Genomic DNA, 15,253 nt, shown 5'->3' with positions numbered 1-15,253 from the left:
CTATCTATGGCTAGTCGAATAATTTTAGATGCCGGACATGGCGGATATGACAATGGTGCAGTATATTTTGGGCGTATGGAAAAATACGACAATCTTGACCTGACACTGGAAATAGGTGAAATACTTACTAACAATGGAGTGGATGTACTCTATACCAGAGTAGACGATGTCTATGTATCACCCTTGGAAAGAGCTTATATGGCTAATCTGGAAGGTGCAGACTATTTCGTTTCTATTCACAGAAATGCAAGCCCTACACCCAATACTTACAGCGGGGTGCAATCACTGGTATTTGCTATGGATGATCCTGGAGCTGTACTTGCGGCAAATATCAATCAGGAGCTGGAGGAAGTTGGATTTTCAGATCTTGGTATAACAGTGAGGACAGATCTGGCAGTTCTGCGTAGAACAAACATGCCGGCGGTATTAGTTGAAGTGGGATTTATTAACACAGATTCGGATAATACTCTGTTTGATGAAAGATTTGATGAGATCGCATATGCAATAGCAGCAGCTATTCTGGATACGCTTGGTGAGAATACAGAGGTTGATGGAGAGTATTCAGAGGAAGATTACAGCCAAGAGGGTATGTACAACGGAAATACTGGAAACGGCGGTTCACAAAACGGAAATTATGAGAACGGGAATACCGGAAATGGTAGTTCACAAAATGGAAGTTATCAAAATGAAGAAAACCAGAATGGGAATACCCGGAGCGGAAGAGGCCAGGAACGTAACAACCAGGATTATAACGGCATGAACGAAGAATCGGAAACAGATACGGAATACAGAGAAGGTGAAAACGGTGAGCAGGCAATTTATCATATTCAGCTTGGGTTGTTTAACGATATTAATAATGCCAACAACTTGATCAGAAATTTGATGGAAAACGATATACCCGCTGATATCATTAGACAGGGTGAAGTTTATGCTGTAATCACAGGCAGATTTAATGACCTTGATGAAGCTGCAAGAGAAGAGGAAGTCTTAAGACAGATGGGGTATAGCACTTTAATTGTAAGAGATGGCAGACGTTAAGTAAGCTGTCTTAAAGCTTTGCCGGTTCAGCTTACGAACTCCGGGATTCTCTCATAGTGTATTCTAATCAAAACCGGCAAATTATTAAAAAAATAGTTTTAAGGAAACATATATTGAAAACTGACATAAATTATTAGTAATTAATGCATAATGCTAAACTATTAAGTATTAAGCCATGCCAAGGAGCCGGTATGATATGAATGAGTGGGAGAGACATACGATAATAAGTGAGGCATTTGCTGATCTGGTTGTGGAATACAATAATAATCTGCAGTTTTTTGAACGCTATCATGAGTATACTTATAATTTAATAAATGAAAACTACGCGGTGGTGCACATACCGGTTAAAGATTTTAATGAAAATGCGGTTCAGGAATTCGGTTATCATATTTTGCCAAAATGTTTCGGCCTCACTGCCTTTTTTACTGGCCGGGCAGAAGGAGTCAGTGCTCATAGCGTTAATACCAGCGAAAATTCAGGCGTTGGAATTGTAATCGGTATAATTGATACGGGTATAGACTACCAGAATCAGATTTTTATCAAAGAAGATAAAACAACAAAAATTGAATTGATTTGGGATCAGACAATTATAAGCAATAATTATCCCAGAGATTTTTATTACGGAACGGAATATACAGCAGCGGAGATAAACCAGGCATTGGCTTCCAGTAACCCCTTGGACATCGTTCCGTCAATCGATTCGATTGGTGAAGGTACCGCTATGGCAGGTGTTGCTACAGGGCTATCGGATAATATCGTAGATGTTTTGGGAGTAGTACCGGGGGCCAGTCTTGCTGTAGTGAAATTAAAACAAGCTAAAAGCTATCTGATGGATTTCTATGGAATCCCGAAAGACGAGGTTTGTTTTCAGCAAAATGACCTTATGATGGGAATTGAATATCTGATCAGAGCATCAGAAAGACTGCAAAAACCCGTTGTTATCTGTTTGGGGTTAAGTTCTTCCCAGGGTTCTCATAAAGGGGAAGATATAATATGTAACTACATTAATGAAAACACCAATAAACCCGGAATCTGTATCCTGCTGGCATCAGGTAACGAAGGGGATCAGGGCCATCATTACTTTCGGATGCTGACTCCGCCTTTCAACTCCGACACGGTATATCTGAATGTCGGGAAAGAAGATAAAAACTTCACGGCAGAAATGTGGGGAGTGCTTCCAAGTCTTTTGAATGTAAGGCTTATAGCACCAAACGGTGAAATTATATATGATCTGAAGTCTGATTTTGCCTCCCAAAGAAATATAAGTATAATGTATCATGAGATGGTAGTTTTTATTGATAGTTATAACAGTGAAGCATACTCGGAACAGCAGCTTATCATGTTTCGGTTTCGTAATATAACAGATGGGGTCTGGCAGTTTATCGTATCGGGCACGGATAATCTGGAAACGGAATTTCATATGTGGCTGCCAATAAGAAATTTTATTTCAGAAGAGACTTTTTTCTATAATGCCGATCCCTATACAACCATCTCCGGTCCTGGGAATGCTGATTTTCCTATAACAATCAGTGCCTATGAACCGGTTAATATCACCCTTGCACCATTTACCGGAAGAGGCTTTACTTCCATGAATTTGCCGAAACCCACCATTACTGCACCTGGAATAAATCTTCTTGCACCCACCATTTATAATACCATATTGCCGATTTCAGGAACTTGTCTGGCAGTTGCATATGCAGCAGGAATCTGCGCGGGACTATTACAAGAAGGTTTAAGCCAGAATGACAGCCGGCTGGTGACTACCGCCGCCATTAAGAACAGTTTGATGATCAATGCTGTCAGGAGGCGGGATATGAAATACCCCAACAAAGATTGGGGTTATGGATATATACAATAATAAAATTGTCAGCATTTTGCTCCTGGTACTGATTGCATTCCGACAATACACATCACTTAGCACCAGCTGTTTATAGGAAAACCGATAATTTTTTGTTAGCCGTGAGTATAATAATACTACCGGCTTTTTTTATGCTTTTCTAAAAAGACAGTGTGAAAGCCTGTTGGAGAGGAACAAAGAAAATACTATTAAATTTTTTTGTTAAAATGTTGCAAACTAATCCCGGATACTTTTCTTTTTCGTTCAATTATGATATTATATTTATAACAAAAAAACAAGTTTATATCAAAAAATCTGATATAAAGGAGCAGTGATATTGAGTAAAATTATCAGGCTTGATTTAGATGATACAGAAAGTATGGCACTAAGTGCCAAGGCACTATCAGCAGAAATAAGGCTGGAAATATTAAAGCTTTTATGCAGAGGTAATTATAACATCAATGAAATAGCAGAGCAGTTAAATCTTCCCCAATCTTCTGCTGCAACTCATGTTAAGCTGTTAGAAGAGGCAGGACTCATAGCGACCGAGCTGGTTCCGGCAGTAAGAGGTTCTATGAAAATATGTAAAAGGGAAGTAAGGACTCTGGAGCTGAATATGGAAACCAACAGGGAAGAGGATTCTGAAATAATAAATATGCCAATAGGTAATTTTGTTGACTATTATGTGGAACCAACCTGTGGCATTGTCAATGAGAAGAGTCATATTGATGAGGAAGACGAACCCAGGTGTTTCTATAATCCAGGCAGAACCGGGGCAAAACTCTTATGGTTTGGCAAAGGATATGTGGAGTATCGTTTCCCGAATTATCTGCTTACCAGCAGACAGCTTAAACGTATGGAAATATCCATGGAATTGTGCTCTGAAGATCATGAGTTTAATCTGAATCATCCTTCCGATATAACGTTATGGATTAATGGTATTGAGGCTGGTACCTGGACTTGTCCCGGAGATTTTGGAGGAAGAAGAGGAAAATACAATCCAGTCTGGTGGCCTGATAAAAATTCCCAGTTCGGAGTTTTAAAGACCTGGAAATTATCAGAGGAGGGAACCTTTATCGATGATATGCCGGTAAATAACAGGACAATTGATACTTATGAACTGGCTGGCAATGCTTATATATCCGTAAGACTTGGAATCAAAGAAGATGCGGTCCATATAGGAGGTGTTAACTTATTTGGAAACGGCTTTGGTGATTATCAGCAGGATATTCGTATGAAACTGGTTTTCTGACAGTTAGAGCAGGACTTTTGGGATGCTTAAAGCAAAAAGCATAGGGCATCCTAAATAAGAAATGAGTTTACAAAATAACAGGAGTTAAGTGCCTGATTTTAAGTGTGCAAGAGCATACGGATAGGAGTTTACGATGAAGAAGGAATTATTATCAAGTTTTCAGGAAGTATTTGGAGGCAGTGAAGCGGAATTGTTTTTTGCGCCTGGCAGGGTTAACTTAATTGGAGAACATACAGATTATAACGGCGGACACGTGTTTCCCTGTGCATTGACCATTGGAACTTACGGAGCAGCAAGAAAAAATGGTGAGAAGGTACTAAGATTCTATTCTCTGAACTTTAAAGAACTTGGCGTAATCAGCGTATCACTTGAAGGTCTTACCTATGATAAGAAGGATGATTGGGCAAATTACCCCAAAGGAGTAATTAAGACACTGCAGGAAAGAGGTTTCGTAATTGATGAAGGCATGGATCTCTTATATTTCGGAAATATACCAAATGCCTCCGGATTATCCTCCTCTGCGTCTGTGGAAGTACTTACAGGTTTTATAGCAAAAGAACTTTTCGGATTGGATATCAGCCTGGTTGATATCGCTTTGGTAAGCCAGTATGCTGAAAATAACTTTATCGGTGTAAATTGCGGTATTATGGACCAGTTTGCCATTGCAATGGGTAAAAAAGATCATGCCATATTCCTGGATACCAGCGATCTGGCTTATGAGTATGCACCAATCAAACTGGAGAATGCAAAGATTGTTATTGCCTGTAGCAACAAAAAAAGAGGACTAGGCGATTCCAAATACAACGAAAGAAGACAGGAATGTGAAGATGCACTTGCAGCACTGCAGACCAAGCTGGATATTAAATCTCTTGGTGAACTTACGGAAGAAGAATTTGAAAAAAATAAAGCTTTAATCGGCGATCCTGTCCGTACGCAGCGTGCAAAACATGCAGTATATGAAAATCAAAGGACAGTCAAAGCAGTAAAAGCCTTAGAAGCCGGAAATATATCCTTGTTTGGTGAACTGATGAATGCTTCTCATGTATCCTTAAGAGATGACTACGAAGTTACAGGTATAGAGCTAGATACACTTGTAGAAGCTTCCTGGGCGCAGAAAGGAGTTATCGGAGCTCGTATGACAGGAGCTGGTTTTGGGGGATGTACTGTAAGTATCGTGGAAAACGCTGATGTAGATAACTTTATTGAAAATGTCGGTAAAATCTACGAAGATAAAATCGGCTATAAGGCTGATTTCTATGTAGTTGAAGTGGGAGATGGTCCAGTAAGGTTATAAGAAATTACAGCATAGAGATAGGTTAAAAAACCAAAAACAGTTTTAAAAACAGTTTTTTCAACTACGGATTCAGGAATATCAAATCGAAGATTTGATATTCACGAAAGGGATAAATTGAAATTTATACCCTGTAAAAGATGATGTTGCTTAAAAGCGTATGCCGCATAAAGGCGGAGGAATGTGAGGTAAAGTATGACAGTTTTAGTATTAGGAGGAGCCGGCTATATCGGTTCTCACACAGTTTATGAATTAATTGACAAAGGCGAAGATGTGGTAATCGTAGATAATCTGGAAACCGGCTATAAAGAAGCTGTTCATCCGAAAGCCAGATTCTATCAGGGGGATATCCGTAACAGGGATTTTGTTGACAGTGTATTGGAAAAGGAGAAGATTGATGCTGTTATTCATTTTGCTGCCAATTCACTGGTTGGAGAAAGTATGACCAATCCTCTTAAATACTACGATAATAACCTGAATGGCACGAAGGTACTTTTAGAATCCATGATAGCACATGATGTGAAGAAGATTGTATTTTCTTCAACAGCTGCAACCTATGGAGAGCCTGAGAAAGTTCCCATTCTGGAAACGGATAAGACGGAGCCTACCAATTGCTACGGCGAGACCAAGCTTTCCATGGAAAAGATGTTTAAATGGACAGATAAGGCCCATGGCTTAAAATATGTATCACTTCGTTACTTTAATGCCTGCGGTGCACATAAGAGCGGTGAAATCGGTGAAGCGCATAATCCGGAAACTCATTTGATTCCTCTAGTGCTTCAGGTTCCCAATAAGAAAAGAGAAGCCGTTAATATCTATGGCGATGATTATGATACAAAAGATGGTACCTGTGTAAGAGATTATATTCATGTAACAGATTTAGCACAGGCGCATATCCTGGCGGTAGATTATCTGGTAAAGGGTGGAGAAAGTGATATCTTTAACCTGGGTAACGGTGTTGGTTTCACCGTTAAGGAAATTGTTGAGGCGGCACAAGAAGTAACCGGCTCTAATATACCTGCTGTTACAACTCCCAGAAGAGCAGGAGATCCGGCAAAACTAATTGCCTCCAGTGATAAAGCAAAAAAAATCCTTGGCTGGAAACCTGAATTTGAAGATGTTAAGGAAATCATTGCAACTGCCTGGAAGTGGCACCAGAGCCATCCGGAAGGTTATAAGACTAAATAACAGCAATGTTTTGCATATAGGGTATCTGAAGTTTGCCTGTGCCGGACGAAGCTTTCAAAAACGGTGCATTGTATTTCAGACACACCCTAAGCGAGAACAAAAGAAAATTAGAAAATGAAAGGTTGCCGGAAAATTCTTTTGTTCGTTTTATGAATGGCAATATCGCAGATATCTGTGATATGCAATGGGTGTAAAATATGATTAATCAATATATAAAAGCATTGACTGAGTATGCATTGGCCGCAGGCTTAATTGAGAAGCAGGATAAATACTATACCATAAATAAGCTTTTGGAGGTCCTGGAGCTTGAGGAGTATGAAGAGCCTGATAAAGCTACCACTACTATGGATTTAGAAGAGATATTAGAGGGAATTCTTAAATTTGCCATTGAAAAAGGCCTGTTAAAAAGCGACAGTATCGTTTACAGGGATTTGTTCGATACAAAAATAATGGGGCTTCTTATTCCACCACCATCCAAAGTGGTTAAAACCTTTAACAGCCTTTACGAAGAAGACCCTAAAAAGGCTACGGATTATTACTACAAACTCAGCCAGGATTCCGATTATATCAGAAGATATCGTATTATTAAGGACATTAAATGGATAACGGAAACCGAATACGGCGATATGGATATAACCATTAATCTGTCAAAACCTGAAAAAGATCCCAAAGCCATAGCAGAAGCCAAGTTAAAGAAGCAGAGCGGATACCCTAAATGCCTCCTCTGTGTGGAAAATGAAGGATATGCCGGAAGAGTGGATCATCCTGCCAGACAGAATCACAGAATTATACCCATTACGATTAATAATCAGGGTTTTGGTTTTCAGTATTCACCCTATGTGTATTACAATGAACACTGTATTGTATTAAACAGTGAACATACCCCTATGAAGGTCGATAAACCGGCATTTCAGAAACTTTTTGATTTTGTTAAATTGTTTCCTCATTACTTTGTTGGCTCCAATGCAGATCTCCCGATTGTAGGCGGTTCCATACTTACCCACGATCATTTTCAAGGCGGTAATTATGAATTTGCTATGGCTAAGGCACCGGTTGAGAAAGAATTTAAGATAAAAGGATATGAGAAAATCCAGGCAGGGATTGTTAAGTGGCCTATGTCTGTCATCAGGCTTCGTGGTGAAGAACCTCAGGAACTTGTGGAATTGGGTGACTATATCTTAAAAGCCTGGAGAAGCTATACAGATGAAAGCGCTTTCGTATATGCATACTCCGATTTAGAGGGAAAACTTCTGACAACGGCTGAAGCAGAGGAACAGAGGGAAGCAGGTAAGGAATTAGAACCTCATAATACAATTACCCCCATAGCCAGAAAGAAAAACGGTCTGTATGAGTTTGATCTGGTGCTTCGCAATAACGTTACTACAGAAGAACATCCTCTTGGCGTCTACCATCCCCATGGTGAACTGCATCACATTAAGAAAGAGAATATCGGACTTATAGAAGTAATGGGTCTTGCTGTATTGCCGGCACGTTTGAAGGATGAGATGGAAGAGCTTCGTGAAGCAATCTTGTCCGGAAGAGATATCTTAGAGGAGGAGGCTATCTATAAACATAAGCTATGGATGGAAGAATTCCTTCCCAAGTATCCTTTGGTTACTTCTGATAATATAGAAGAAATCCTTCAACAGGAAATCGGTATTGTATTTATGAAGGTGTTAGAGCATGCAGGAGTATACAAACGAAATATGGAAGGACAAAAAGCCTTTGAAAGATTTATTCATTCTTTGAATCAATAATAGATAGTTCAAATGCGAAAGAATCAGTTGTCTGCAAGTGGACAGTTGGTTTAACAAAACAGAATACATGCTGTTGACTCATAAAGCGTGCTGATATACAATAGAGTCCTTTCACATAAAAGACATATCTCACTGCCGCATCAGGGGGCAAAAGAGATATGTCTTTTGTTATCAAAGGGTTGCCAGGAATTATTGCAACGATTTATTTTGCTATAATAGGTACAAAGGTATCGGTAAGATGATAACCCATTTTTTTCTTAAAGATGCGAGGGGTTACAATATGTGACATTGTATATCTCGTTATTTTGTCATTGCCAGGAGTAGATAGTTCAAAACATTTACAGTCATTTATCCATTTGCTGATTTCTTCTTTTGCTAATTTACAGTCCTCCTCTGTATCTTTTGACGTTACAGCAGCATAAAGACCACCGGGAAATTCGGTTAGAGCATAATTACCAAAATCGTAGCAATCTTTTGGAACGGCGAAGATCCATTCCATATAATTTTCTTTTTCATTGTACCACATAAAATCCCGGGGAGTTATGTAATCCTTGGAATCAATCGCAGACCACCAGCGATCAAAATTCTCAAACTCCTCCATTGTGGTGATAGGACCTGAACTCACCACCTTTAATCTGGGAAAATCAATAACACGTACATCTTGCATAAACAATCTCCTTTCAGTAAATTCATTCTTTATAAGATTATCTTTGTATTAATGATATTTCCTGTTCTGCTATGCTTTTCGGCTATAGCTAGCACGGTACTTATTCAATTTCTCCCTGTTTCCTGGGTGAGCCGATATATAAGGATATGAAGCCGCGCAAGGCTCTCAAACGGTGCAAGGATTAAAGTATCGCTTTGTAATTATCAAATATATTTCGGTTATCCTTCGTTTATTCTATCAATATTTTAGAGGTATATTATAATTATATAGCATTTATTAACAATTATCTATAAGATATTTACAAAAATGGGAGATGATATAAGAAAGCGAAACTGTCTTTTGGTATTTAGGCTTACAGACTGAGATAACCATATAATACCATAGAAACATTGACATATGTTATAGTTCGATTTACAATTTGTATAATATTTTACAGCTTGTTATTCACGAAAGGAGTTTTATGAAAATTACAGAATTTCCATCCCCTTTATTCAGAGATCCAATTTACGATGGAGCAACGGATCCGGCAGTAATCTGGAACAGAGAAGAGGAATGCTATTATATGTTCTATACCCAGAGAAGGTCTACTGCTGTACAGATTGGTGTATCCAGCATTCATGGGTCTAAGATAGGTGTTGCCGCCTCAAAGGATTTGAGGAAATGGCTGTACAGAGGAACATTACCGGGACTTGATATTGAACCTGGCCATAATACCTTCTGGGCACCGGAAATCATCTATGCCTTAGGTGAGTATCATATGTATGTGTCCTATATAACCGGTATACCTACTGATTGGAATTATGAAAGAAGAATGCTCCATTATACGGCAGATAATCTTTGGGAGTGGAAATATGCTGGTGAAATAGAGCTTTCTTCCAAACGGGTAATTGATGCCTGTGTCTATGAGGTAGAAAAAGGGTTGTTCAAATTGTGGTACAAGGACGAAAATCATAACAGTCATACATACGCTGCCAGAAGCAGGGATCTGTATCAATGGGAAGTGACAGGAGAAGAAATTAATGACTGTTCTCATGAAGGTGCCAATGTATTTGTGCTTGGCGGCGTGAAATGGATGATTACGGATTTCTGGAAAGGCCTTGGGGTATACCAATCAGAAGATTTTACCCGTTGGAATCGCTGCAAGGCTAATCTCTTAGAGAAACCAGGCATGAAACTAATGGATACCGGAATTGGTCATCATGCAGATGTGCTGGTAATTGATGATGAAGCATACCTGTTTTACTTCTGCCACCCTTTTGAAAAAGAGGAAAGTGACAGCAGAAAAGCGATTACAGCAGTACAGGCTGTGAGACTGACAACAGATGGTAAAAATTTATATTGTGAAAGAGATGAAGGATAAAATATGTATAACATTCTGATAGTGGAAGATGATATGACCATAGCTTCCTTATTGCAGGAGAATCTGATTAAATGGGGGTTTCAGGCGGTGTGTGTTTCGGATTTCAATAAGGTAGCAGAGACGGTTGCAGAGCTGTCACCCCATTTGATTCTTTTGGATATTTCCCTGCCCTTTTATAACGGCTTTTACTGGTGTAGTGAGATCAGGAAGAAATCAAAGGTGCCAATCATATTTTTAACCTCACATACAGAGAATCTGGATCTGGTAATGGCTATGAATCTGGGGGGGGATGATTATATTACCAAACCCTTTTCCATGGATGTGGTGGTGGTAAAGATACAGGCGCTCTTAAGAAGGACTTATGATTATTACGTGGAGAGTAAAACATTGGATATAAAAGGGGTATCACTTAATTTAGCAGATACCTGTCTGGAAACAGCCGGACAAGTTATTGAGCTTACCAGAAATGAATTTAAGATAATGAAACTTCTAATGGAGAATAAGAACCGGGTGGTATTGCGGGAAGAAATTATGGAGTGCCTGTGGAACAGTGATTGTTTTGTAGATGACAATACCCTGACAGTGAATGTAAACCGTTTGCGAAAGAAGCTGGAGGATATGGATTTAAAAGATTTTATACAGACGAAGAAAGGTATGGGGTATATGATTCATGATTAAGGACTATCTAAAATACCGCATTAATCTTATATTGCTGTTACTGATATTGTGGATTATTTTTCCTTTAGTCAGTTTTCTTTACGCTCATGAATTGATATCCATTCTTTATGCATTGATACTCTATTCCTTTATTGTGCTGGTTTATATTATTATTGATATCTATTTTTATCAGAAAAGATGGAGAAGGTTAAAGGTTATTATTGAGAATAAAAAGCTGGAGCTTATGGAGCTGCCGCTTTCATGTAATGCACTGGAATCGAGCTATCAGGAGATAATTACAAACCTATATAATGACATGAAGGCGAACCTGCTGGCCATGGAGAAGGACTACCGGGAGCAGATGGAGTATTATACGATGTGGATGCATCAGATTAAGACTCCAATAGCAGCTATGGAACTAACAATAAAAAACAGCCGGAGTTCCTTGGATAATAGGATTATTGAAGGAGAGTTATTTAAGATAGAGCAATATGTTGAAATGGCACTGCAATATGTAAAAATTAAGAATCTGGCTTCCGACCTTGTTATTCGAGAATATGAACTTATTGAAATCATCAGAACAAGTGTAAAAAAGTATGCCTCACTTTTTATCAATAAAAAATTAAGTGTAACCATAGAACCTTCAAGCTTTTATGCTCTGACAGACAGTAAGTGGATTTCATTTATCATTGAACAGCTGTTATCCAATGCAATTAAATATACGAATAAAGGTGGAATAGCAATCTATGCGGATGCGAACAAACTTGTAATAGAAGATACAGGTATAGGTATCAGACCGGAAGACCTTGAGAGGATATTTGAGAAAGGCTACACCGGTTATAATGGCAGGCTGGATAAGAAGGCCAGTGGTATCGGCCTGTATTTGTCTAAAAAGGTTGCGGATGCTATTTCAATCCGTATTATTATTAAATCAAAGCTTGGCTTAGGTACAAAAGCTATTCTAGAATTTCCTGAAAACCCCGTTGAGATATTTGATTAAGGGTTGTAAGAAACCTGGCTTAACAGAGTTGGACGCTTCTTTTTATAGTATATTTCTGCAATTTACTGAAACAGAATATGGTCTGGATGGTGCGGCGGGGGTTCAGATTAGCCTAGTTCAAAGCAGCCTAGTTCAAAGCTGCTTAAAATGTGACAAGATTGTAAGTTTAAATTTATATATGTAATGTTAATCGATGGAAACAGGAGAAGCCTTTCGTTATAATGAATGCATAAGAACAACGGAGTTCTGGTTATGAATTTAATAAAACAGCAGTAAATGAAAGGCAGGATCAACATGGAATTATTACAGGTTCAAAATCTTAAAAAAGTATACAGTACCAGGTTAGGCGGGCAGAAAGTTAGTGCCCTGAATGATGTCAGCTTTGACATTGCTAAAGGTGAGTTTATTGCTATTATGGGAGCTTCCGGCTCTGGTAAGACTACCTTACTCAATATCATAGCATCTTTGGATAAACCTACTTCGGGAGAGATCTATCTGGAGGGCAAGGGTCTGTCAGTCATAAAGGACAGAGAATTGTCAGCCTTTCGAAGAATGAACCTCGGGTTTGTATTTCAGGACTTTAATCTATTAGATAACTTCTCGGTAAAAGATAATATTCTGCTTCCTTTGGTACTTTCAGGAGAATCAGTAGAGTCTATGGAAGAAAGACTCCTGCCCCTGGTAAAGCGGCTTGGGATTGAGAAACTTCTGGAGAAATTCCCTTATGAGGTATCAGGAGGAGAGAAGCAAAGAACGGCTATGGCCAGAGCGGTTATAACCAATCCCAAATTGATACTGGCAGATGAACCTACCGGTGCCTTGGACTCAAAAGCATCTACGCTGGTACTGTCACTCTTTGAAGAACTGAACAAGAATGGTCAGACAATCCTTATGGTAACGCACAGTGCCATGGCAGCAAGTTATGCCAGAAGAGTCCTGTTCATCAAAGATGGGGAGCTTTTCAGCCAGGTATATAAAGGCGCGGATAACAAGAAAGAATTCTTTGATAAAATAGTCTCTAATCTGTCAGTGCTGTCAGAGGGGGGTGCTGACATTGGCTAAGAACTTTTACTTACGAATGGCAGCTGCTAATCTGAGAAGAGACAAGGGGATGTATGTTCCTTATGCCATATCCTATATCATCTTTTCTGCTATTTATTTTATGGTAGTCACCCTTATGACCACTGACGGGTTAAAAAATGTTCCAGAAAAAGACAGTATAAAGACAATGTTTGCCTTAGGTATGATCATAATGAGTATAACCACGATCATATTCATGTTATATATCAACAGTTTCCTGATAAAAAGAAGAAAGAAAGAATTCGGACTTTATGGAATACTGGGGCTTGAGAAAAGACATATAAGCCGTATTATTATTTTTGAGAACTTTATATTAAGCTCTATATCCCTGGTACTTGGTATTGTATCCAGTTGTGTGTTCGGAAATCTGATATTTTTATTGCTGCTGAAAACTTTAAAGGTGTCTCCTGACAGCCATTTTTCCTTAAACTGGCAACCTTTTTCAATAACTACAGTGTTGTTTGCGATTATATTCGTCTTAACCACAGCATTTAATTTCATACAAGTAAGGACTGCTAACCCCATTGATCTGCTGAAAGGAGAGCAGGTCGGTGAGAAGAAAGTACGCTTTGTCCTGTTAAAGACCTTAATAGGAACAGCATTATTGGTTACTGCTTATTATATGGCGAATACCGTAAAAAATGGTGGCGCAGCTCTCAACCAATTCTTTGTTGCTGTTCTTATGGTAATAGTGGCTACGAACTTACTGTTCCAGGCTGGAAGCCAGTTTGTCTTACATCGGTTAAAGAGTCGGAAGAAATTCTATTACAAGGCGAAAAATTTCATTGCCATTTCCGGTTTATTCCACCGTATGAAGCAGAATGCTGCAGGTCTGGCTAATATCTGTATTCTCTCAACAATGGTTCTCGTAACAATATCCACCTGTGTTGCTCTTTATCTGGGACAGGAGGATATTATAAGGTACAATAATCCCAATGACCTTGAGATTATAATACACGACCGGCTATCAGAGGAGAAGATAAACAGTATAAATGATATTATTGATAAAGAAGCAAGTGCAAAAGGAATAATGATTCAGGATTTCTATAGGTATAACAGGGCGGCTACTTCATCTGTGTTTTTACTTAATGGTAAGATATTACCGTATAATAGCCCTGAAATTGACAGGGATACCCCGATGTATGAGTTATGGTCTCAGATTCGTGGGTTGCAAGTGGTTCCTTTAGCAGAATATATAGCTGTAACTGGTGATAACCGGGAACTTGCGGATAAGGAAGTGTTATTATTAACGGATAAAGAGGATCTTAAACTGATAGATATGAAGACACTTGATAAGGACTATGTTATAAAGGATACATTAATTGATACAGTCTTTAACAAAGGGAAAAATACTCCGGTTACAGATATATTCCTTATTACAGCCGATGAACAGAATGCTGAAAAACTCCTGGAGAATTATTATCAGCAGAAGTGGGATGATGCTAGTAGTTACAAATTCATTCTGAATATGGAAGGAAATGAAAAAGATCAGCTGGAATTTACCTACAATCTTAAAGAGAAGTTAATAAGTGCAGCAGAAGGCAATACAATTACTGTATCTTCAATTGACTTAAGACGGCAAGAGGATTACGGGCTTTTCGGAGGGCTACTCTTTCTTGGGATATTCTTTACGATCATGTTTTTATGTGCTACAGTTCTGATTATCTATTTTAAGCAGGTTTCAGAAGGATATGACGATAGAGAACGATATGAAATACTTCAGAAAGTAGGAATGGATGATAGAGAAGTGAAAAAGACCATAAGCAGACAGATTCTGCTGGTATTCTTCCTTCCTCTTGCAGCAGCAGTTCTTCATCTTAGCGCTGCCAGACATATGATAATAAAAATGCTTGAATCCTTCTACCTGTTTGACACAATGCTTTCAACTGTTTGCATTATTGGCTCAGGTGTTATATTTGCAGTCATTTATGTATGTGTATATAAATTTACCGCAAGGACTTATTACCGAATCATTAAATTCTAAATCGATAGAGATACCCCCGAAGTTTTCGGTAAATGAAAGCAGAGGGGGATTTTTTATACTCCGGTTTTAGTTAAAGGTAATAAGCTATAGTTATACCTGGCAGTTGAATGAACACCACGGAATACCTCCCACAAAGTAAAAC

The 15,253-nt window shown here is 38.7% G+C and carries 12 protein-coding genes; 11 read left to right on the top strand and 1 reads right to left on the bottom strand.

Annotation, left to right across the window (positions count from 1 at the left end; translation table 11 throughout):
• Positions 1–6 precede the first annotated feature (6 nt).
• The 6 genes from R2R35_RS02430 to galT all read left to right on the top strand — a co-directional run bounded on the left by R2R35_RS02430 (position 7) and on the right by galT (position 8,363).
• Complete coding sequence (locus tag R2R35_RS02430) at positions 7–1,038, top strand: N-acetylmuramoyl-L-alanine amidase (RefSeq protein WP_317732904.1); 1,032 nt, start codon at positions 7–9, stop codon at positions 1,036–1,038.
• 196 nt (positions 1,039–1,234) lie between these two features.
• The gene (locus R2R35_RS02425) at positions 1,235–2,896 is read left to right on the top strand and encodes a S8 family peptidase (RefSeq protein WP_317732903.1); all 1,662 of its coding nucleotides are present in this window, start codon (positions 1,235–1,237) and stop codon (positions 2,894–2,896) included.
• Between the two features lie 310 nt (positions 2,897–3,206).
• Positions 3,207–4,127, top strand: coding sequence for an ArsR/SmtB family transcription factor (locus R2R35_RS02420; RefSeq protein WP_317732902.1), 921 nt, complete (start codon positions 3,207–3,209; stop codon positions 4,125–4,127).
• A gap of 133 nt (positions 4,128–4,260) precedes the next feature.
• Positions 4,261–5,421 carry a galactokinase gene (locus tag R2R35_RS02415; protein WP_317732901.1) on the top strand — a complete coding sequence of 387 codons (1,161 nt, stop codon included), beginning with the start codon at positions 4,261–4,263 and terminating at the stop codon, positions 5,419–5,421.
• A 192-nt stretch (positions 5,422–5,613) separates the two neighbouring features.
• Positions 5,614–6,606 (top strand): UDP-glucose 4-epimerase GalE, encoded by a 993-nt coding sequence (galE, locus tag R2R35_RS02410; RefSeq protein WP_317732900.1) that lies wholly within the window; start codon positions 5,614–5,616, stop codon positions 6,604–6,606.
• A gap of 197 nt (positions 6,607–6,803) precedes the next feature.
• Positions 6,804–8,363 (top strand): UDP-glucose--hexose-1-phosphate uridylyltransferase, encoded by a 1,560-nt coding sequence (galT, locus tag R2R35_RS02405; protein WP_317732899.1) that lies wholly within the window; start codon positions 6,804–6,806, stop codon positions 8,361–8,363.
• A 202-nt stretch (positions 8,364–8,565) separates the two neighbouring features.
• Here the strand turns inward: galT and R2R35_RS02400 are convergent, their stop codons facing one another.
• Positions 8,566–9,030, bottom strand: a complete 465-nt coding sequence (locus tag R2R35_RS02400; RefSeq protein WP_317732898.1) for a transcriptional regulator — start codon at positions 9,028–9,030, stop codon at positions 8,566–8,568.
• A 460-nt stretch (positions 9,031–9,490) separates the two neighbouring features.
• Here R2R35_RS02400 and R2R35_RS02395 point away from each other — a divergent pair, with 460 nt between their 5' ends.
• The 5 genes from R2R35_RS02395 to R2R35_RS02375 all read left to right on the top strand — a co-directional run bounded on the left by R2R35_RS02395 (position 9,491) and on the right by R2R35_RS02375 (position 15,111).
• The gene (locus tag R2R35_RS02395) at positions 9,491–10,390 is read left to right on the top strand and encodes a family 43 glycosylhydrolase (protein ID WP_317732897.1); all 900 of its coding nucleotides are present in this window, start codon (positions 9,491–9,493) and stop codon (positions 10,388–10,390) included.
• 3 nt (positions 10,391–10,393) lie between these two features.
• Positions 10,394–11,068: a response regulator transcription factor gene (locus tag R2R35_RS02390; protein ID WP_317732896.1), complete on the top strand. Its 675-nt coding sequence runs from the start codon at positions 10,394–10,396 to the stop codon at positions 11,066–11,068.
• Positions 11,061–12,047 (top strand): sensor histidine kinase, encoded by a 987-nt coding sequence (locus R2R35_RS02385; RefSeq protein ID WP_317732895.1) that lies wholly within the window; start codon positions 11,061–11,063, stop codon positions 12,045–12,047. Before R2R35_RS02390 ends, R2R35_RS02385 begins: the two co-directional genes overlap by 8 nt.
• Positions 12,048–12,341: 294 nt before the next feature.
• Positions 12,342–13,109 (top strand): ABC transporter ATP-binding protein, encoded by a 768-nt coding sequence (locus R2R35_RS02380; RefSeq protein WP_317732894.1) that lies wholly within the window; start codon positions 12,342–12,344, stop codon positions 13,107–13,109.
• Complete coding sequence (locus tag R2R35_RS02375) at positions 13,102–15,111, top strand: ABC transporter permease (RefSeq protein ID WP_317732893.1); 2,010 nt, start codon at positions 13,102–13,104, stop codon at positions 15,109–15,111. The genes R2R35_RS02380 and R2R35_RS02375 overlap by 8 nt, the downstream gene beginning before the upstream one ends.
• Positions 15,112–15,253: the final 142 nt, after the last annotated feature.

Origin of the sequence: Anaerocolumna sp. AGMB13020, assembly GCF_033100115.1 — a bacterium.
Classification (GTDB): Bacteria; Bacillota; Clostridia; order Lachnospirales; family Lachnospiraceae; genus Anaerocolumna.
This window is presented reverse-complemented; position numbering and strand designations above follow the sequence as displayed.

Bases quoted from the DNA above. Each gene is read 5' to 3' on its own strand.
- R2R35_RS02430 (WP_317732904.1), top strand. From the start codon at position 7: ATGGCTAGTCGAATAATTTTAGATGCCGGACATGGCGGATATGACAAT.
- R2R35_RS02425 (WP_317732903.1), top strand. From the start codon at position 1,235: ATGAATGAGTGGGAGAGACATACGATAATAAGTGAGGCATTTGCTGAT.
- R2R35_RS02415 (WP_317732901.1), top strand. From the start codon at position 4,261: ATGAAGAAGGAATTATTATCAAGTTTTCAGGAAGTATTTGGAGGCAGT.
- galE (WP_317732900.1), top strand. From the start codon at position 5,614: ATGACAGTTTTAGTATTAGGAGGAGCCGGCTATATCGGTTCTCACACA.
- galT (WP_317732899.1), top strand. From the start codon at position 6,804: ATGATTAATCAATATATAAAAGCATTGACTGAGTATGCATTGGCCGCA.
- R2R35_RS02400 (WP_317732898.1), bottom strand. From the start codon at position 9,030: ATGCAAGATGTACGTGTTATTGATTTTCCCAGATTAAAGGTGGTGAGT.
- R2R35_RS02395 (WP_317732897.1), top strand. From the start codon at position 9,491: ATGAAAATTACAGAATTTCCATCCCCTTTATTCAGAGATCCAATTTAC.
- R2R35_RS02390 (WP_317732896.1), top strand. From the start codon at position 10,394: ATGTATAACATTCTGATAGTGGAAGATGATATGACCATAGCTTCCTTA.
- R2R35_RS02385 (WP_317732895.1), top strand. From the start codon at position 11,061: ATGATTAAGGACTATCTAAAATACCGCATTAATCTTATATTGCTGTTA.
- R2R35_RS02380 (WP_317732894.1), top strand. From the start codon at position 12,342: ATGGAATTATTACAGGTTCAAAATCTTAAAAAAGTATACAGTACCAGG.